The sequence below is a fragment of the Paenibacillus hexagrammi genome (genome assembly GCF_021513275.1).
Lineage (GTDB): Bacteria > Bacillota > Bacilli > Paenibacillales > NBRC-103111 > Paenibacillus_E > Paenibacillus_E hexagrammi.
In genome coordinates, this window is record NZ_CP090978.1 from 6,432,105 (window position 1) to 6,450,716 (window position 18,612).

The following is an 18,612-nucleotide window of genomic DNA, read 5'->3' on the forward strand; positions in this document are numbered from 1 at the left end:
AGAAGGATAGGGCGCAGAGGCCAAATCTGCAGCTCTATCCTTCTTATGTTTGTAAACCTTACAAAAGGACTAACTCACATATAAGCAAGCTCGCACTCCTGACTGATCAAAGTGCCTGTGTTTCGGCCTTCGCAGATTTCCTTCATCGATCCGGGTTTGTCGAAGTTGAATACATGAATCGGCAGATGATAATCTCTAGCCAGAATGAAGGCCGATTGATCCATCACCTTCAAATTGTGGTGAATGACATCGTTGTAATGTAGTGATTTATACTGAACTGCGTCCTGATGATGCTTAGGGTCTTTGTTGAACACCCCGTCTACACCCTGCTTAGCTACCAGAATCGCATCGCAATTCACTTCGATCGCTCTCTGGACCGAAGGATAATCGGTGGTAACGTAGGGCTGTCCATTGCCTCCGGCAAAGATGACAATATACCCTTTTTCCAAATGATGAATGGCTCTCAGGCGGATGAAAGGCTCTGCGACCGAGGCGACCGGTATGGCGGTCATTACGCGGACTTCGGCATCTGTCTTCGCTTTCAGCACGCCGCGCAGCATCAAGCTGTTGATGACTGTCGCCAGTGTGCCGATGTTATCGGCTTCGGCCTTCTCAATTCCCCAGCTTTCACCCATGTTTCCACGGAAGATATTGCCTCCCCCGGTGACAATGCAAACCTCTACGCCCATGCCTATCACGGTCATGATTTCTTCAGCAATATGGTCGAGACTGCGCGGATCAAATCCGAATTCGCTGCTTCCTGCCACAGCGCCGCCGCTAAGCTTGATCAGAACTCTTTTGTATCGCATGGGTTTCTCCTTCTCCGCCTTATATATTTCCTATTTTAGCTAGAAGGCAGTTGGAAAGCAACTTCCGCATCCGGGGCTTTAGAGTAATCCTGAGCAGTAGAGCAGTCCGGAGCAATGTAGAGGAATCTAGGGTAATCTGGAAATGTCCAGTCTAGGATGAACTACGAGTTGGGCTTCTTGAAAGGCACTCTGAAATGAACGATCAAGCCCGCGAGTACGAGGAGCATGAGTGAACCTAGCGCTACTCGGCTTGCGTGATTGCCTGACTCCGCAAGAGCCCATGTGATGGAGCCGTATAAAGCAGGACCTACGATCGAAGATACCTTGCCTGAAAAAGCGAATAGCCCGAAGAATTGGCCGCGCTTGTTCTCCGGCGTCAGCTCGACGATGAGTGTGCGGGAGGTTACCCACATGGCCCCCATCGATACCCCGTACAAGCTCCCGGCTATCCAGAAGAGGCTTTGACTTGTGGCAAGCGACGCGATCGCGATGGCAGCAAGCAGAATGAAGGCAACAGCAGCGACAGCACGTTTTGAGCCGAATGCACGCGCACAGTAACCGAATAAGAAGGAGCCGACAACGCTGGACACGGTAGAGACGAGATAGAGGAGAATAAACTGCCCGGTCGTAAAGCCCATCACGGTATTGGCGTAGACGGCCATTACGGCGATCGCCGTTGCAATCGCATCGTTAAAAAAGAAATAAGCGATCATAAAAAAGGAAAGCGCCTTGATACTGCCTAGCCTCCTTGAATGTCGTCCAAATCTCGAGATAGCCGTTCCAGAGGGAGGTAGGCTTTCGGTCGATCGCATTCCCTTGTGAGGGTGCAAGTGAAGCCTTTTCCTTATAGAACAAAAGAATGGGCAGCGAGAACAGCAAGAACATCAGCGCACTGGGGATGAACGTATTCTCATAATGCTTATCCCCGATCAATGGATATACAACCAGCCCTACTAACGTTCCAAGATAGCCTACCGCGACACCGATTCCTGATATTACGGGCAGCTCGCGGGCATTGCCTAGATCCGAAATCATCGAATCATAAAAGATCAGGCAGGAGTTGTAGAAAAATTTGGCGATCATGAAAAAAAGAATAACACCTAGAATCGCTGCGTTTAGCCCGGCAATTTGTAGATGTGTATGCCAGAGTGAGGAAGCCCCCATAACGAGCGTTGCTGCTACGCAAATCAAAGTAAAGGGAATGAGATACGCCTTCTTCTTGCCGGTCCGATCAATCCATACGCCGAATAGCGGGGAGAGCAGGACGATGAACAAGGCTGAAAGCGAATTCGAGTAGGTGATAAATGTGCTGGCGATCTGCTTCATGGCTTCACTTTTGCCTAGGACGCCGGATAAGTAGAAAGGGTAGAATACGGTCACAATGTTGGAAGAGAAGATGGTGTTGGCGAAATCGTACATGGCCCAAGAAAAAATAGGGAGAGAGAATAGCAAGCTCCAGGCCGTACGGGCTGAGGCGATATTGGAAGCAGGCTCGTAACGTGTCACTCAGGTCACACCTTTCTTTGTGCGGACTCGCTGAACGCCCTCTTGGAGCAACGCATTCACGAGGAGCCCAGTTTTCGGTCACGGGATCAGCGGAGCGCTCCTTCTAGTATATTGGCCGCTGCCAGCAAAAACTCCTCCCACTTCGCCTCGAAAAAGAAAAATTCCCGTCTGCTGCGGCAGAACGGGAATTTTAAAGTCAACTTAACCTCTGATGGAGGTCAATTATTTTCGGAAAACCTCGATAGAGGTTTATCTCAAATTTACTCGGCTTCGGCTTCGGCGTCCGTATCTTGCGTATCGTGGCTTCGTTTGATTTCCACTTCGATCATATCGAGGTTTTCCTTCATGTCGGAAATCTGGATGCCGCTTCGCTCCAGCGCGGAGGAGAGGAACTCTTTGTCTTGAGCCGGGAAGATGTAGGCGTGATGGCTTCTGGATTCGAGCAGATGCTTGGCGACATCGACCAGGCGTTCCATGGTGAATGGCTTTTTGAGATATTTCTCTACTTCTTTCTCGTGATAATCGTGCGGCGCTTCCAGGGCGGTAGAGACGATTACCGGCGTTTGTGCATATACCGGATGGCGGTAAAGCTCGGCCAGGAAATCCCATCCTGTTTTGGCGCCTTCCAGCAGGATATCCACGATAAACAGCAGCGGGCGTTCTCCCGGCTTGCGCTGCAGAGAGAGAATTCCTTCTTCTGCAGAGCGAAGCTGCATGGAAGGGAGGTTGAATTTATTCAGTGCAACTGGATGAGTTTGGCCAAATTATCGTCATCCTCGAAGATGACGATTTTTCCATCCATGGAGGAGAGCTCGAACTCATCCAGCTCCAACGTAAAGGTCGATCCTGCGCCCATTTCGGATTGGAAGCCGATCGTGCCATAGTGGCCTTCGACAATCTCTTTGACAATAGCCAGGCCCAGCCCTGTGCCGCCGATTTGGCGTCGGTCGGTGTTATCGACACGGAAGAACTTCGTAAACAATTGCTCGCGAGCATCTTCGGGAATACCGAGACCGTAATCCTGTACGGATAATGAAACTTTTCCTTCTGACGAAGTTACATGCACATCGACCCGATCGGCTCCTGGGGAATATTTGATGGCGTTGCTGATCAAGTTATGCAGCACTTGACGCAGCCGGTCTACATCACCGCGTACCCAAAGCTCTGGGGACATATGATGAATGTTAATCTGGTGCTCCTTGCTGTGCCACTGATCTACGACTTCCTGCACCATAGGGACCAAGTTGACAGGTGAGAAATGATACACCTGCTTGCCCGATTCCATGCGCTGCAGGTCGAGGAAATCGTTGATCAAATTAGAGAGGCGAAGCGCTTCTTTGTGAATGGTATTCATGTATCTCATCTGCTTGTCCTTGCTCAGCTCACGATGAAGCAAAATCTCGATGAAGCCAAGCACGCTGGCAAGCGGGGTGCGAAGCTCATGGGACACGATACTGATAAATTCATTCTTCATCTCATCCACGCGTTCTTCTTCCGTACGATCGCGGAATACGAAGAGGAAACCCTTGTGATCCGTGTCTTCGCCAACGGCGGTAGCATATAATTCTGTGTGCTGCGGTGCGCCTTCATGCTCAAAGCTAAAACGTTGGGTCAAGTAGGGCAGGCTGCCTTCGAGCATCGCTTGAATCGACGAGGTGGCGCCGGTAAAGCTGACCTGTTCAGCTGAAATCGCGTAGCAGCATTGCAGCAGGTTGTCTCCGATATGCTCATGTAAGTTGAAGTAACGGCTCATACGCTGATTGGAGAACAAGATCGTGCCTTCCGAGTCGCACATCATCATGCCTTCATGGGCGGACTCCAATATGCTTTCAATCAGGTCGCGCTGTCCTTCGATCAGCAGCTTCTCCTTTAAGAGCTGCTCGTTCAGCACGGCGAGATGCTCCGATTGCCGGCGGCGTTCTTCGTTCAGTGCTTGCGCATAGAAAGCAAGGCCGAATTGGCGAACCAATCCGCGAGTTAGCCGCTCATTCGTATCCTGGCTTGACGTGTATTTCGTAAGCAGCAGGAAACCGATGACCTGCTGCTTGTCATCATGAAGTGGAAAATACTGATCAAGCGCTTGGGCGGAGCCATCGTGGAGTCCACGTTCACTGCCATTCAATTCACGAAGACGGCTAATCGGCTTGTCCTCATCAAAGACCCGCTTAGCAGGACCGAACAGTGAGGTTTCCAGACGAGAAACGTACTGCTGGGGATAGCCTGCCGAATAAATGACCTCAAATTGGACAGGGCTCCGGTCGTCGTGCTTGATCACCACCAAGGCGCCATCCATCGCAAGAGAGTCCAGTAAGGCCGGGACGGAATGGTCGAGAAAATCGTTGATCTCCACAAATCCCGTCAGCTTCTCCTGATAGGTGCTAATCAGCTCCAACTCCCGTTCCCGCTCGGAGAGCTTGGCGAGCGTTTCCTGCTGCTCCTCTTGCTGGGCGATGATTTCCTCATTCTGAATTTCCAGGCTTTCCGCCATATACCGATAGGTTTCTTCACTCTTGCGAAGCTCGGTCTCGGCCCGGTTGGCGCGTGAGAAGATCACAGCGGATAAGCCGCCGATGATCAGAGCGACCAAGCTGCCGAACAGTGCAATGGTTCGTGCATAGAGCCCGGCTTTTCTGGAAGCGCTGGAGGCATTGCTCGTAATTTTATTGATGTCATTCAAAATGTTTTCGTGGACGGAGCGGTATCGATCCATCTGCAGCTTGCCGCTGCTAGCCCGATTCTTCGCATCTTCCATCTTTCCGGACTTCACTAGACTAATTTGAGTTGAATAGTAGTTCTGTAAATTATTAATGGCTGGAACTGCCTGGGCTTCTACCAATAGTCGAATGGAGGGATACTTGTCTTCATAGGTTCTTATGGTGGTAAAGGTCATTTTGCAGTTGGTCCTTACCGGAGGTGAAGGGATCCAGATATTGTTCGTCGGCAGTCAGCAAATAACCGCGGATGCCCGTTTCCTGATTCAGCAAGTCAGTTAACAAATTGTTGATAGCCGCTGCAATAGGGATGGCGTCGTTGACGATCGCATTGTTCTCGCGCTCCATATTGCGGCTGGCAATATAGCTCGATGTGCTCACTAGAGCTAACAGGGCGATGATGGCAATGACATAAGAAATAGAGATACGGGATCTCGAAAAGGGCTTCATATGATGAAGGGGTCACCTGACTTTCTGACTAAAATTTAATATCTTTCATATGATCGTGTTTAAATTCGACAGGTTCCGTCAAATTCCTTCAAATTCTTATATGTGTCAGGTTATCTAACATTCAATTGCGTAATATGAAATTGTCGTTTACAATACAGTCAATCAATATTTGCATATATTCAGCTTTACAGCTAGATTGGGGGGCTTTTTGTGGACCCTAGGCAGAAGGGGTATCGGCGAGGGGAGGTCACCATGGTAGAGGACGTAAACAGCAGAATTCCGTCGATAAGTGAAGTTTCACCTTATTTTCAACCTATTGTTTCGCTGCAGAACCAGGAGATCGTTGGATATGAATCATTAGGACGAAGGGTGCGGAATCAGAAGGTAGAGAGCTTGGGTCCTTTTTTTACAAATCCGGATATTTCAGGAGAGGAACAGCTGCGTGTGGATAGGCATGTCAGGGAACTTGCCATTGAAAAACTAGCCCTTGCTGAGGAGACATCCTTGCTGTTTCTAAATCTGAAGCCGTCCTGGATTTATAAAACGTATCAGCGCACCGGTATGCTTCCTACGATTGAGCTGTTGAAAAAATATAACATCAAACCGGAACGCATAGTCATCGAAATCACGGAAGAAGAGTTCAAGGGCAACCTGCAGGAGCTCACGCAGATCGTGCAGCTTTACAGGGAGGCCGGTTGCACCATTGCCATTGATGACGTGGGCAGCGGATTCAGCGATTTCGAGCGGATAGCCAGCCTGCAGCCGAAAATCCTAAAGATTGATCTCCATATCTTGAAAAAAGTGCCACCCATGCAGGCTATAAGGCACTCATGCAGTCCTTCTCCTCGCTGGCGGAGCAAATGGGAGCATCCCTTCTTCTTGAGGGTGTAGAGACGAAGCAGGAGCTTCATCAAGCGCTGCAGAGCGGAGCCAGGTATGTACAGGGCTTCTTGTTCTCCAGAGCCGAGGCGCACTTTCAGCCTAAGGGCACCTTCAAGCCGATGCTGCGAGAGGAAATGAATCTGTACAGCCATGGGGAACTTCAGCGGTACAGTCAACTGCTTCAAATTAAACAAAGCTTAGTGCATGTTGTCGATGCTTCGGTATGTATTTATGATGCAGAGGATGCCGACCGTGTAATTGAAGGTATTACCGGCGCAGTTACCGAATCCTGTATCCGCATTTATATTTGCCAAGAAGATGGATATCAAATTTCGTCCAACTTTTTCCGCGGTCCCCTCGGATGGGAAAGAAGTGAGCAATATCGCGGCTCGAACTGGATCTGGAGGCCGTATTTTATCTCGAATCTATTGATCATGGACATGCATAAGCAGGGGATATTATCGCAGGTTTATACCGATCTGGAGACGTCCCGTTCCATCCAGACGTTTTCCTGCGTGCTAGCGGAGGGATACTACGTGTTTTTGGATTTGCAGTCATGAGGGCATGGGGGTTATGAGAAGTCGATGATTGGATGAACAAATGAAACCCAACGAGCGTGAATCTTGGGCGCGCGTTGTAACCGACGCATGGCGGTGCTCAAACCCCCATCAATTCATCAACTAAAAGAAGCCTTCTGCCTGCGGGTATCGCCTGCAAACAGAAGGCTTCTTTTAGTTGAAAGTATATGTTGTATGACTAGGCTTTGCATTAGATCTCCGAAAACTGCTGAGACCACATTACCTTAGCAACATTCTGGCTCCAATTGTCGTGGAGCAGCTCTCCGTTTAGGCTTCGACCCATTCACGCCGAAGCGAGAACAAATCGCGCAGCTCGTCGGTCGTCAGCTCGGTGATCCAGTTCTCCCCGGTGCCGACGATTTGCTGGCTGAGGCCGAGCTTGCGCTCGATCATCTCATCGATGCGCTCCTCGAGCGTGCCGAGTGTCACGAACTTGTGTACCTGCACATGACGCGTCTGCCCGATCCGGAAGGCGCGGTCCGTTGCCTGGTTCTCGACGGCGGGGTTCCACCAGCGGTCGTAGTGGAACACATGATTCGCCGCCGTCAGATTGAGCCCGATGCCGCCGGCCTTCAGCGACAGGATGAAGATGCTGCGCTGCTCAGCTGCCGGCACGCTGGCATCCTGGAAGTGCGCGATCATCTCATCGCGCGCTGTCTTGGACGTGCCCCCGTGCAAGAACAGTACGGGCTCGCTAAGCTCCTGCTGCAGCACGTGCTGCAGCAGATGGCCCGTCTCGACAAATTGCGTGAAGATCAAGCATTTGTCGCCCTCCTGGCGGAGCTCCTGCACCATCTCGAGCAGGCGCTCCAGCTTGTTGGAGCAGCCGCTCCACGGGGCAGCGAGCCCTTCCTTGAGCATAAGAGCAGGGTGATTGCACACCTGCTTGAGCTTCGTGAGCGCGGCAAGAATGAGGCCGCGCCGCTCCATCGCCGAGAGCTTATCCAGCCGCTCGAACATGTCCTGGATGTAGTTCTCGTAGAGCGAGCCCTGCTCGGCTGTTAACGAGACGAAGGTCTTGGACTCGTTCTTCTCCGGCAGATCCAGCTGAATGGCTGGGTCTTTCTTGACGCGCCGAAGCAGGAAGGGCCGGATCAGCTTCTGCACCTTGTTGATCGTGTCCGTATCGCGGGTTCGCTCGATGGCGTTGACGTAACGATGCGTGAATTCCCGGATCGTGCCGAGATACCCCGGATTGGCAAAATCGAAGATCGACCACAGTTCGGTCAATCGGTTCTCAATCGGCGTACCTGTCAGCGCGATGCGATGGTAACCGTCGAGTCGGCGAATCGCGGAAGCCTGCTTGGTGTAGGCATTTTTTATATTTTGCGCTTCATCCAGACAAATGGAGTTCCAAGAGATGGCGGACAGCTCAGCTTCATCCAGATGAGACAGCGTGTAGGAAGTCAGGACAAGGTCGATGTCTTTGAGGTTTTCCTTAAAGGCGTCCCCCTTTAACCGCTGCGGGCCGTAATGCAGATGCACGTTCAGCGTCGGGGCAAACCGTTTGAGCTCCATCTGCCAGTTGCCCAGCACGGAGGTCGGGCAGACCAGAAGGGAAGGGGTTTCCGGCTTCTCCCATTCTTTGACGGAGAGCAGATAGGTAATCCATTGGATCGTCTTTCCGAGACCCATGTCGTCGGCCAGACAGCCGCCGAGTCCAAAGCGTCTCAGGAACAGGAGCCAGGAGATGCCGTCCACCTGATAGTGGCGCAGAGAGCCGCGGAAGCTAAGCGGCGGCTCGGTACGCGGGATTGTCGAGGTCTGGGTGAGCTGGTCGATCATGTGCCGAAGCTGTTCGTTCAGCTCGACTTCCATCTCCAAGTACCGCATCGCGTCCGGGTCGTCTTCTTCCGGTATCAGCCCCGACACATCGCCGGAGAGATGCAGCTCCAATACATCGCGGAAGGACAGGCCCTTCTTCTTCTGCATCTGCTTCATAATCTGCTCGACCTGCGCCATGAACTGCGGGTCGAGCTGAATCCAATTGCCGCGAATCTGCACGAGCTTGCGCTTCTCTTCCAGCAGCTGACGGAATTCGTCCTCCGTCAGCTCAATGTCACCTAAGGCCAGCTTCCAGTCGAACTGCATCAGCTGGCCGAGCCCAAACATCGTCTCCCGGGCTGCGCCGACGGGAAGACTTGATCTTCGCGCGCAGCCGCGGCTTCAGCTTGCGGATGCGGTCCCACCAGGCCGGGAGGAAGACGCTCGTCCCGGCCTCTACCAGCCGGACGCTTCCCTCGGCGAGGAAGCGCCAAGCCTCCTCCTCCGTCAGCTGCTGACGGAGGGTGCCGTCCCCCGCATCCAGCCAAGGCAGGATGCGCAGGCACTTCGCCGCGTCTCGCTCGACGCGGCCCAGCTCCGGCTGCCACGCCTGAGGCAGCGGCAGCTCGCCCGCCGCAGGCTCGCCCTGCGGCGTGACCGTGCGCAGCACGTCCGGCGCCAGCCGGTCCTGCAGCACGACGCGCAGCTGCCAGCCGGGCGTGCTGCGGGCCAGGTCGGGCTCGACGAGCTGCAGGCAGGTGCGCATCGGCGAGCGGTCCTGGCGCCAGCCGATGGCGACGAGCCAATCTTCCTCGTCGAGCCAGAGATCGGCGCTCAGCTCGCCGCGCCGCATGAGCGGGTAAGCGGTCTCGAGTTGGCGCAGATTGTCCTTCATGAGTCCGTCGGATTCAACCCATTCGGGAATGAGCGAGTGAATCCAGGCCAGATTCGTGGGCGTCTCGAGATACTGCAGCTCCTCGGGGAGCTGCAGCTTCCAGCCGATCTGACCGGTTTTCCATTTATCGTAATCGGGCATAAACCGCCCTTCTGCGAGCGCTTCCTTCACAGCCGGAGCCAGCAGCATCAAATCCTTGCATTCCTGCGCCCATTCCAAATCCAGATGCTGCGCCGCCCGCGGGCTGCTGAAATAATCCAGCGCCTCGAGCGGCTGCAGCTCGATTCCTTCCCGGTGCTGCCACTCGCTCGGCTCGTAGAACGTGCCGTAGAAGGAGGCCCGATGCCAAGCGAACAGCAGGTGCTTCAAATCGAGGGCATCCCAGACGCCCCCGTTGTCGCGCGCACCCCAGATAAACAGATTGCCGCTCGGCATCGAACTGAGATGAACAGTGAGTCTGCTAGTTTCAATCATCGGATCCACTTTCCTTTCTTCAGCTCTTCCTGGAAGGCGCGCAGACGGGAAAATTTATCGGATAAGCGGTATACATAATGCTCCCATCGGTCTTCCTGCCCAAGCTGCTTGTAGAAAGCATGGAGCTTTTTTAGCAGACGAACAGCCGTTGTATAAGACGCGCGGTTCTTCTCCAGAACGGCGCGCTCCGCAGCTTGATGATAGAGCGGCAGCAGGAGCTCGGCGTCGTGCTCCTCAATCGCCTTTAGCTCCATTGCGTAGAGACTGAGCGGAGAAATCCGGTTAGCGAGCTGTAAATCGACCCACTGACGATACCGTTTCGTGTGGAGCAGGTACGCCGTGTAATAGTAGTAGGAGCGCGGGAGAAGGGACTCCATCACCTGCACCCATTCCGCGTCGGAATCCAAATGCTTGGCGGTATCCTGCCAATACTGGCAGAACACGCGGAAATCCTCGTGATTCGCTTGATCAACCGTAGGCAGCAGATAACGGAGCCATACCAGCGTCTCTTCCCATTGCTTCGATTCGTAATAATGATGCAAATAGATGAAAAAATCCTTCGTATTCGGATGCTTGAGCGTTGCCAAAAGTCGGAAAGCATCCTCCTTATTGCCTTGTATAATATCAAAATGCGCCTTCGCGATGATGAGCGTGTCTCTTCTGCGGGCTGTCAGCTCTTTCTTGCTGAGCAGCAGCTCGAGGCGCTGGGTTTCTTCCTTCAGCACTTTGGGGTGGTTCTTGAACTCCCACCAGAACAGGCGGTACACAAGCAGCCAATCGATCGGGCTGTCCTTGCCGTGCAGAGCGAATTCGCTAAGCATCTTCAGAGTGGCGTGCCAATGCTTCGGCTCCGCCCGGGTGGATGCTTTCACATCGATAGCTTGAAGCGTCTCCTCCATTCTTTCCTCACACTGCTTCGCGGTGATTTTACAGCCATTCTCATGGTAATAAGAGAGGTAGGAGCTTTTGGTTTCCTGGTAGAACTGCTCGATTTTTCTCATCATGAAGAGAATAATATGCAGCCGGTACACTTCCTGAACGGAAGGTTTCCAGGCGGACGCATAGGCGGGCAGGGTTTCCAGGGCTGACTCATAGAAAGTCTCGATTGACTGCTGATGCGAAATGGAAAAGCCGTGGAATTTGCCTTCAAAGAAACGGTGCCATTCCACAGGCATGGAATCCTCAAGCGGGCTGCTTGGCTTCTCGAGCTTCTTGCCTTGCAGGACGGATGCAGCGCTGCGCACCGTCTTCTTGCGGCTGTGAATGGCCTGCTTCAGCTGCTGCAGGAGCAGCTCAGGGCGTCCATATGGCGCATATAAGCTGAAAAAAGCCGCGGCTATGTGTTTGCAAAATCCATCATAGTTGCAGCTGCACTCACTATGGGTGAAGTCCTCGAGATTTATGATGGTCTCGTGAACCTTTTGTCCTTTGACCCGTGCGTGGATGCTCGTGCCTTGCAGCTCGATATCGCTCACACGGCCTTTATGGTAATACTCCCAGCCATTCTCCAGTATGACGGCGTCATAGTGGTGCTGGACCTGCTTCATTAGGTAGTTCATTCGATTTTTGGGAATCTGCAGTTTCAGCATGTGCGCTTTTTCTACCTCCGAGCCGTACATTCCTTCTTCCATAGTAACAGATTTTTTCCGAAATTGCCCATTTCCATAGTGTATGCCAATGCATCTTTTTTTATAAGTAGGATCAGGTGATTATCCCTGCTTTTCCTGCCTATAATGTGGTAAAGTGATAGATACAGCAAAATGACAGAAGCAGGTTCAGGCTCTAACGGGCAATCCAGCTGTTGGTTCAGCAGACGAGGCGTCTCGAAAGGAGAAACACATATGGGAATTAAATACGGCAGGGAGTATAAGGACATCGTCAACGATTTCATGCGCGGCATCGCGCTGGTAGATGGCTGCTATGATTTATTTGAAATGTCAGAGGAAGAGTGGCTGGAGCTTGAGCCCGAGGAGCAGGAGGAGTGCTTGCGTACGCTGGCCGACGATATTTTTTACGGTCTGGGCAGTACGCCTGTGATGCAAGTGGGGATTGGCTCGGTGCGTCATGATCCGGACAATCATGTGATTAAAGTGCATGATGGAGAGAAGCTGGTTTCGGTCATATATTTAGTCTAGGCTAGTCTAGGCTGACTGGTGATGGGAACTAGCTTTGTCTTCATTTTACAATACGACAACGATTTCAAGGAGTAGTAAGGTTATGCTTTCAGAAGCAAGGAAGGTTCTGCAGCAAGTCTATGGGTACCCCGAATTTCGTGAAGGGCAAAAGCATATCATCGCTAACCTCCTGGAGGGCAAAGACACGCTCGGCATCATGCCGACGGGGGGCGGCAAATCGATCTGTTATCAGGTTCCGGCATTGCTGATGGATGGAGTGACGCTCGTTATTTCACCGCTGATTTCCCTCATGAAGGATCAGGTCGATGCGCTGAACAGCTTAGGTGTATCGGCTACCTTCATCAACAGCACGCTGGAGGCGAGGGAAGTGGAGAGACGGCTTCGTGGCGCGATGCAGGGGGAGTACAAGCTGATCTATATTGCACCCGAACGGCTGGAGTCGGAGCGGTTCCGCGCCAAGATGGCAGCGCTTCAGCTTCCGCTTGTCGCGATCGACGAAGCGCACTGCGTATCGCAGTGGGGGCATGATTTCCGCCCGAGCTATGTCGGGATCGCTCCGTTCATCCGCGAGCTGCCGCAGCGCCCGATCGTAGCAGCTTTTACCGCGACTGCGACAGCGGAGGTTACGGCAGATATCGCCCGTCTGCTGGAGCTTGGCGAGGCAGGCGTCTTTATCAATGGCTTCAGCCGGGATAATTTGGAGCTGACCATTCTGCGCGGTGAGAACAAACGTGATTATATTCTCAATTACGTGAAGGAACACACCCATCAACCAGGCATTATTTATGCGGCTACTCGGAAGGAAGTCGAGGATCTGCATGAGCTGCTGCGTAAAAAAGGCTTCTCAGCAGGGAAATACCACGCGGGCTTGACGGACGATGAGCGTTCGTACATGCAGGAGGCTTTCATCTACGACGATATCCGGGTGATGGTTGCTACCAACGCCTTTGGTATGGGCATCGACAAGTCTAATGTGCGTTATGTCATTCACTACAACATGCCGAAAAATATGGAGGCTTACTATCAGGAAGCCGGACGCGCGGGACGAGACGGCGAGCCGAGCGAATGCATTCTGCTTTTCAGCGCGCAGGACATTATGACGCAGAAGTTCCTGATCGAGCAGAATCAGCTGTCACCGGAACGCAAAGCGAATGAATACAAAAAGCTGCAGACGATGATCGATTACTGCTATTCGCCCCGCTGCCTGCGCAATTTTATTCTGGAGTATTTCGACGAGAAGAATGTGAAGGACACCTGCGGCAATTGCAGCTCCTGCAAGGACGACCGGGATACGGTGGACATCACAGTCGAGGCTCAAAAGATCTTTTCGTGCATCCGCCGGATGCAGGAGCGTTTCGGTATCTCGATGGTGGCATCCGTACTTAAGGGCTCGAAAGCTAAAAAAATTGTGGATTATCGGTTCGACAAGCTGCCGACCCACGGCATCATGCGGGATCTGCCGGAAAAGGAAATTTCTGACCTGATCAACGTGCTCATTTCCGAAGGCTACCTGCAGCTGTCCGAAGGTCAGTATCCGGTCGTGAAGCTGCAGCAGGCTGCTGTAGAAGTGTTGCAGGGTAGGCAGCAGGTGTTCCAGAAGGTTCGCAAGCAGGTTATCAAGGCTGCAGCCGTCGATAATACGCTGTTTGAGCAGCTTCGTCTGCTGCGCAGAGAGATTGCTCAGCGCGAGAAGGTGCCCCCTATATTATTTTCTCCGACAGCACGCTGCGTGAGATGAGCGAGACCTGTCCAACGACTGCTGCGGGTATGCTTCGTATCAAAGGAGTCGGGGAAGTCAAGTTCCGCAATTACGGACAACCTTTCCTGGAGCTGCTGCGCACGTACGCAGGAGAAAGCGAGGCCGACATGGCCGTATACGATTACGAATAGGCGGGGAGTGTGCCGATGGCGAAGGCTGGAAAACTAACTGCTGAGGACTTTATAGCCCGACTGAAGGGGCTGCCTGGTTGGACAGTGGAGGACGGCAAATGGATCGTTCGAAGATACCGTTTTGCCGAATTTATGGCGGGCGTCGACTTTGTCGGCAGGGTCGCCCGTATCGCCGAAGACAACAATCATCATCCAATGATCGCGATTGATTACAAATTGGTCACCGTTCGGTTCACGACTTGGAGCGCTGGGGGATTAACGGATCTGGACTTTCATACAGCCGCTTTGGTCGAGCAGGCATACGGCGAGCATGCTTAAGGGCAGTGACCGGTGCCTGCTGCCTGCTACTGCTACTGCTACTGCTACTGCTACTGCTACTGCTACTGCTACTGCTGCTACTGCTACTGCTACTGCTACTGCTACTGCTACCCGTTGCCCGCTGCCGGCTCCCAGATGGATGAAGCACGCTACGACTCTTGGTCCTGGTAGACCATACAGTGGAAGGCGTCCCAACCTTCGGGAGTCATTTTCTCATAGGTGTCGGTGATGACAAAGCCCTTCCTTTCATAAGTACGTATGGCTCGCTCGTTGCTCACAAGCACCTCCAGGTCGATCTCTTGACCTGGCGCACGCCGCTTGGCCTCTTGCACAATGATACCCATGAACTGGGCGCCGTGGCCCTGTCCGCATAGCTCCGGCCGCAGGGACAGGCCTAGTCGGGTAACTCCAGCCAAGGGGAAGAACTGTGCAAACCCGCTCAGCTTTCCGTCTTGGTCAACGATGGCCGCATACTGATCTCTGCGAATGTCCGGATCCGCAAACTCGAATTCATGCTGGAGCATAGCCTGCCAAGAGGGCCAGTTATAGGTTTCATAGGGCGGGGGATAGATCCATGTACACACTTCTATGCCATGGTCCTCCGTAAAGGGAACGATTTTATTCATATAAGGATTCATTCTTGTATTCATCCTTTTCATATCGATACTAGATCCAAGAGAAGAGGTTCACTGTGGTTACGGCAAAATCGAATATGGCGGAGGTGCAGGCGCCGCTCAAAGGCAATGCCCTTCCGGGTCAGTTTGTTCAAGAAACTGGCATTTCGGGGCGCAGATATGATTTGGACAATCTGAAGGTGTGGCTGACGATACTGGTTGTCATTCATCATGCGGGCCAGCCTTATGGCGGCTCCAATGGCTTTTGGTATTTCAAGACGTCTCAGCAAGCCGACCTGGGACGGTTCTTCTCTGTGAATGCCGGATTCTTCATGAGTTTATTTTTCCTCATATCGGCTTATTTCTTACCGGGATCCCTGGATCGTAAAGGAGCTGCTGCATTTCTAAAAGACCGCCTGGTTAGATTCGGCATTCCGCTGCTTGCCGGCTTCCTCATCATCATGCCGCTGCTGTTGTATGTTTATTACATCCACTATCGCGGATATGGCTTCATCTCATTTTCAGACTATTATTTGAATGTCTATTTCGGTTTAGCAGGCAAGCCATCGGATTGGACGGGGCCGAGCTTTCCCGATTTGCAGTTTGGTCATCTTTGGTTCATTGAGCAGCTGCTCTTTTATTCCGTTATTTATGCGATCATTAGGTTCGCAGTGGGGAATCGGCTGGGAGTTTGCACCACTTTTTTGGCGAGAGCTTGCTGCACAGAACGATCCTGCTGTTTGCACTGCCTACCGCGCTGCTTACCTATTGGGTCCGTATCGAAGCTCCAATTGACCAATGGACAGGACTGTTAGGGTTCATTCAAATGGAATACGCGCATGTCATTCAGTATATCAGCTGCTTTCTATTCGGCATGATAGCTTACCGGAACAAGTGGCTGGATCGGATCCCGCATCGGGTAGGACTGACGTGGCTTTTGCTTGGTATTTGTATCGCCGTTCTCCGCTACTCGACGGACTGGATTCCTTATGCAGGAGGAGGCGCTGGTGCAGAGGCTTTCGTCTATGCAGTGACAGAGACAGCGATGTGCTACGGGTTATGTGTCGGACTCATTTACTTTTTCATCGAAGGGTCTCCGGTACAAACCGCTTGTATCGGATCTTATCGGAAAACAGCTACGGCGTCTACATCTTCCATCTTCCGATTCTCGTAGTCTATCAATATGCGTTGGATGGAATCGAACTGGGTCCGTTTGCCAAATTTATTCTAGCTGCGATATTAGGTGTCGTCACCAGCTATGCCTTGACTTATGTGCTGCGGCGGTTTGCGGTCATGCGGAAGGTGATTTAGCGAAGGAGTTTGGGCTAGGGAAGGATGCAGGCAGTTGTTGCTTCAAAACAAGTTCTATGATTTTTGCGACGCCGTCATTGTCATTGCTGTCCGTAACGAAGTCCGCCAGCGCTTTCAGCTCATCTATGGCATTTGACATAGCCACTTTGCAGCAGGGCAGCGTAAATAGCTCTAAGTCGTTATAATCGTCTCCAAATACTATAACTTGAGGCAAAAAAATAGCGAAGCGGTTAAGCAACAGTGATATACCTGTAGCTTTACTGACGGAGCAGTTCATCATTTGTATCAGTGTTCCGCGGTCAGTGAGCACGACATGTGCTTGCTCTTTAAAGACTTGAATGAGGTCCTGCGGATCTTCAAAATAGGTGATGAGCAGCTTCGTGGCATCTAGAGTCTTCAATACTTCATGGCTGCAGATATGAGGCTGGAAGTGAGAGGTTTGGAATATTTCTTCATCAATAACGCCGTCGTCGGCAAACCATTTGTCCTTTACTTCTACGCTAATACTGCAGTTCGGCATATGGATGCTGCAATAATCCAGTAGCGCTGACGTGACGGACTTGTCGATGGATATATGCGTTTCAAACCCAGTTTGGGCATCTTCAATGAGTGCACCGTTATAGTAAACAAACGAACATATGCTTACAATTTCTTTGGGCAAAATTTGCCTGACGGAACGTGGAGGCCTGGCGGTTGCAACGATGATTTTTATTCCTTGGGCAGCGGATTGGATTAGGGCATCAACGCTTTGACGTGATAGCTGTTTGTCGGAGCGAAGCAGCGTTCCGTCCAGATCAATTACAAGAGCTTTATACAAAGTGGCGACACCTCCTACATAATATCCATTATAAGTTATTCAAAACGCTCTCTATCATGTAAAATATAGCATATGAGATTGGCTAAGGAGGTACATGCATGGCTCAAATCACGGTAAGGGAAGCCCTAGAGAAGGACATTCCTCGGCTAAAAGAACTTATGATCGCTTATATCGTCGACTTCTACGAATATCGGCAGCCCGAAGACAGCAAGCTGGAAGAACTAATCCGTACGCTGCTGGAGCAAAAGGAAGGCGTTCAGTTTGTTGCTGAGACGGAAGAGGGCGCGTTGGTTGGCTTCGCTACGTTATACTTTACATACAGCACACTGCGGGCATCGAAGGTTGCCATCATGAATGATATGTTTGTCGTGGACGCGGAGCGGGACAAGGGACGGCTCAGAAGCTGTTCGCCGCTTGCAAAGGGTATTCGGCCAGATATGGCTATGCCTCGATGTCCTGGGAAACGGCCAAGGATAATTTCCGCGCGCAGCGGTTTTACGATAAAATGGGAGGAGAGCTGGGGGACTGGCTCACATACTCTATCAACCCGACCATCGGGATCGGAGATTAAACGTTATCTAACGAAGGTGGTGCCCTTATTTTGGAAAATATCGTAAGCCAGGCCTGGCTGCTTGGCCAACTGGAAGATGCAAACACGGTCATTGTGGATTGTAGATTCGCACTGGGCCAACCGGAGTCAGGCAGAACGAATTACAACGTGGATCATATACCCGGTGCTGTTTATGTAGATCTGGAAAAAGATTTATCCGGTGCGATTATGGCGCACGGCGGCAGACATCCGCTGCCGGACTTAGGCGCGTTCTCGATCCTTGTGGGCAGCCTTGGTATCGACGGTAACAAGACTGTCGTTGCTTACGACGACCAGGGCGGAGCGATGGCTTCTCGTCTATGGTGGATGTTGCGCTTCCTCGGACATACCGAGGTCTATGTCCTTGACCAAGGCTACTCCGCCTGGAAGGCGGCAGGCCACCCGGTCACTGATGAAGTGCCTGCGGTACATCCGCGCACCTTCTCCCCGAAGGTCAACCGCGCCATGCTGGCCAGCATGGATGAGGTGAAGGATAAGCTCGGACGCGAAGGCACCGTGCTGGTGGATTCCCGCGAGGAGAGACGCTACCTCGGTCTCGAGGAGCCGATTGACGCTGCTGCCGGACATATTCCGGGCGCGCGCAATTTCTTTTGGAAAGGCGTGCTGAATGAGGGCGGCGCCTGGAAATCTGCGGAGGAGCAGCGGGAGCGTTTCGCGGAGCTTCGGGACGCAGAAGAGATCATCGTATACTGCGGTTCCGGTGTAACCGCATGTCCGAACGTGATCGCGCTGCAGGAAGCGGGCTTTGCGAATGTGAAGCTATACAGCGGAAGCTGGAGCGACTGGATCAGTTGGGAAGAGAACCCGATTGCGACGGGTGAGGAGTAAAAGCGAAGAGGCAGAGTCGG

At 52.3% G+C, this 18,612-nt stretch carries 16 protein-coding genes and 4 pseudogenes; 10 read left to right on the forward strand and 10 right to left on the reverse strand.

The genetic code is table 11. The features are described from left to right. Window positions 1-74: 74 nt before the first annotated feature. From pyrH to L0M14_RS29555, 6 genes and pseudogenes are all read right to left on the reverse strand, one after another. Window positions 75-809: a UMP kinase gene (gene pyrH / locus L0M14_RS29530; RefSeq protein ID WP_235119959.1), complete on the reverse strand. Its 735-nt coding sequence runs from the start codon at window positions 807-809 to the stop codon at window positions 75-77. 161 nt (window positions 810-970) lie between these two features. After that, window positions 971-1,621, reverse strand: a complete 651-nt coding sequence (locus L0M14_RS29535; RefSeq protein ID WP_235119960.1) for an MFS transporter — start codon at window positions 1,619-1,621, stop codon at window positions 971-973. 46 nt (window positions 1,622-1,667) lie between these two features. Continuing rightward, window positions 1,668-2,228: pseudogene (locus tag L0M14_RS29540) on the reverse strand (MFS transporter); the annotation flags it as partial. Between the two features lie 347 nt (window positions 2,229-2,575). Continuing rightward, entirely contained in the window at window positions 2,576-3,031 is a 456-nt protein-coding gene (locus L0M14_RS29545) for a response regulator (protein WP_235119961.1), read from the reverse strand. Window positions 3,032-3,051: 20 nt separating this feature from the next. Then, window positions 3,052-5,205, reverse strand: a complete 2,154-nt coding sequence (locus L0M14_RS29550) for a sensor histidine kinase (protein ID WP_235119962.1) — start codon at window positions 5,203-5,205, stop codon at window positions 3,052-3,054. Then, on the reverse strand, window positions 5,177-5,476 hold the full coding sequence (locus tag L0M14_RS29555; protein WP_235119963.1) for a CHASE3 domain-containing protein: 300 nt from the start codon (window positions 5,474-5,476) through the stop codon (window positions 5,177-5,179). The genes L0M14_RS29550 and L0M14_RS29555 overlap by 29 nt, the downstream gene beginning before the upstream one ends. Before the next feature lie 252 nt (window positions 5,477-5,728). Here L0M14_RS29555 and L0M14_RS29560 point away from each other — a divergent pair. Together L0M14_RS29560 and L0M14_RS29565 are read left to right on the forward strand one after the other, a co-directional pair. After that, window positions 5,729-6,378 (forward strand): annotated as a pseudogene (locus L0M14_RS29560) (EAL domain-containing protein); the annotation flags it as partial. Window positions 6,379-6,492: 114 nt separating this feature from the next. After that, entirely contained in the window at window positions 6,493-6,918 is a 426-nt protein-coding gene (locus tag L0M14_RS29565; protein WP_235123068.1) for an EAL-associated domain-containing protein, read from the forward strand. Between the two features lie 285 nt (window positions 6,919-7,203). Here the strand turns inward: L0M14_RS29565 and L0M14_RS32295 are convergent. Both L0M14_RS32295 and L0M14_RS29580 read right to left on the reverse strand, forming a co-directional pair. Further along, window positions 7,204-10,069 (reverse strand): annotated as a pseudogene (locus tag L0M14_RS32295) (DEAD/DEAH box helicase). Continuing rightward, window positions 10,066-11,658: an SWIM zinc finger family protein gene (locus L0M14_RS29580; protein ID WP_235119964.1), complete on the reverse strand. Its 1,593-nt coding sequence runs from the start codon at window positions 11,656-11,658 to the stop codon at window positions 10,066-10,068. The pseudogene L0M14_RS32295 and the gene L0M14_RS29580 overlap by 4 nt, the downstream one beginning before the upstream one ends. 252 nt (window positions 11,659-11,910) lie before the next feature. Here L0M14_RS29580 and L0M14_RS29585 point away from each other — a divergent pair, with 252 nt between their 5' ends. The 3 genes and pseudogenes from L0M14_RS29585 (at window position 11,911) to L0M14_RS29595 (ending at window position 14,412) form a co-directional block, all read left to right on the forward strand. After that, window positions 11,911-12,204, forward strand: a complete 294-nt coding sequence (locus tag L0M14_RS29585) for a hypothetical protein (RefSeq protein ID WP_235119965.1) — start codon at window positions 11,911-11,913, stop codon at window positions 12,202-12,204. Window positions 12,205-12,286: 82 nt separating this feature from the next. Beyond that, window positions 12,287-14,094 (forward strand): annotated as a pseudogene (recQ, locus tag L0M14_RS29590) (DNA helicase RecQ). A 15-nt stretch (window positions 14,095-14,109) separates the two neighbouring features. Then, entirely contained in the window at window positions 14,110-14,412 is a 303-nt protein-coding gene (locus tag L0M14_RS29595) for a 4a-hydroxytetrahydrobiopterin dehydratase (RefSeq protein ID WP_235119966.1), read from the forward strand. Window positions 14,413-14,561: 149 nt separating this feature from the next. Here L0M14_RS29595 and L0M14_RS29600 read toward each other — a convergent pair whose 3' ends face one another. Continuing rightward, window positions 14,562-15,050: a GNAT family N-acetyltransferase gene (locus L0M14_RS29600; RefSeq protein WP_235119967.1), complete on the reverse strand. Its 489-nt coding sequence runs from the start codon at window positions 15,048-15,050 to the stop codon at window positions 14,562-14,564. A gap of 53 nt (window positions 15,051-15,103) precedes the next feature. Here L0M14_RS29600 and L0M14_RS29605 point away from each other — a divergent pair, with 53 nt between their 5' ends. Genes L0M14_RS29605 through L0M14_RS32140 form a run of 3 tightly spaced genes read left to right on the forward strand, consistent with a single transcriptional unit; the run spans window position 15,104 to window position 16,337 of the window. Then, window positions 15,104-15,841: an acyltransferase family protein gene (locus L0M14_RS29605; protein ID WP_235119968.1), complete on the forward strand. Its 738-nt coding sequence runs from the start codon at window positions 15,104-15,106 to the stop codon at window positions 15,839-15,841. 11 nt (window positions 15,842-15,852) lie between these two features. Then, window positions 15,853-16,200: a hypothetical protein gene (locus L0M14_RS29610; RefSeq protein WP_235119969.1), complete on the forward strand. Its 348-nt coding sequence runs from the start codon at window positions 15,853-15,855 to the stop codon at window positions 16,198-16,200. Continuing rightward, entirely contained in the window at window positions 16,086-16,337 is a 252-nt protein-coding gene (locus tag L0M14_RS32140; RefSeq protein WP_350340531.1) for an acyltransferase family protein, read from the forward strand. Before L0M14_RS29610 ends, L0M14_RS32140 begins: the two co-directional genes overlap by 115 nt. Here L0M14_RS32140 and L0M14_RS29615 read toward each other — a convergent pair. Then, window positions 16,318-17,154 carry an HAD family hydrolase gene (locus L0M14_RS29615; RefSeq protein ID WP_235119970.1) on the reverse strand — a complete coding sequence of 279 codons (837 nt, stop codon included), beginning with the start codon at window positions 17,152-17,154 and terminating at the stop codon, window positions 16,318-16,320. The two genes, L0M14_RS32140 and L0M14_RS29615, sit on opposite strands and share 20 nt — an antisense overlap. 98 nt (window positions 17,155-17,252) lie before the next feature. On the opposite strand from L0M14_RS29615, the gene L0M14_RS32365 reads away from it, so the two are divergent. Together L0M14_RS32365 and L0M14_RS29625 are read left to right on the forward strand one after the other, a co-directional pair. After that, window positions 17,253-17,771 (forward strand): GNAT family N-acetyltransferase, encoded by a 519-nt coding sequence (locus tag L0M14_RS32365; RefSeq protein ID WP_311198798.1) that lies wholly within the window; start codon window positions 17,253-17,255, stop codon window positions 17,769-17,771. Further along, window positions 17,756-18,592, forward strand: a complete 837-nt coding sequence (locus L0M14_RS29625) for a sulfurtransferase (RefSeq protein WP_235119971.1) — start codon at window positions 17,756-17,758, stop codon at window positions 18,590-18,592. Before L0M14_RS32365 ends, L0M14_RS29625 begins: the two co-directional genes overlap by 16 nt. Window positions 18,593-18,612: the final 20 nt, after the last annotated feature.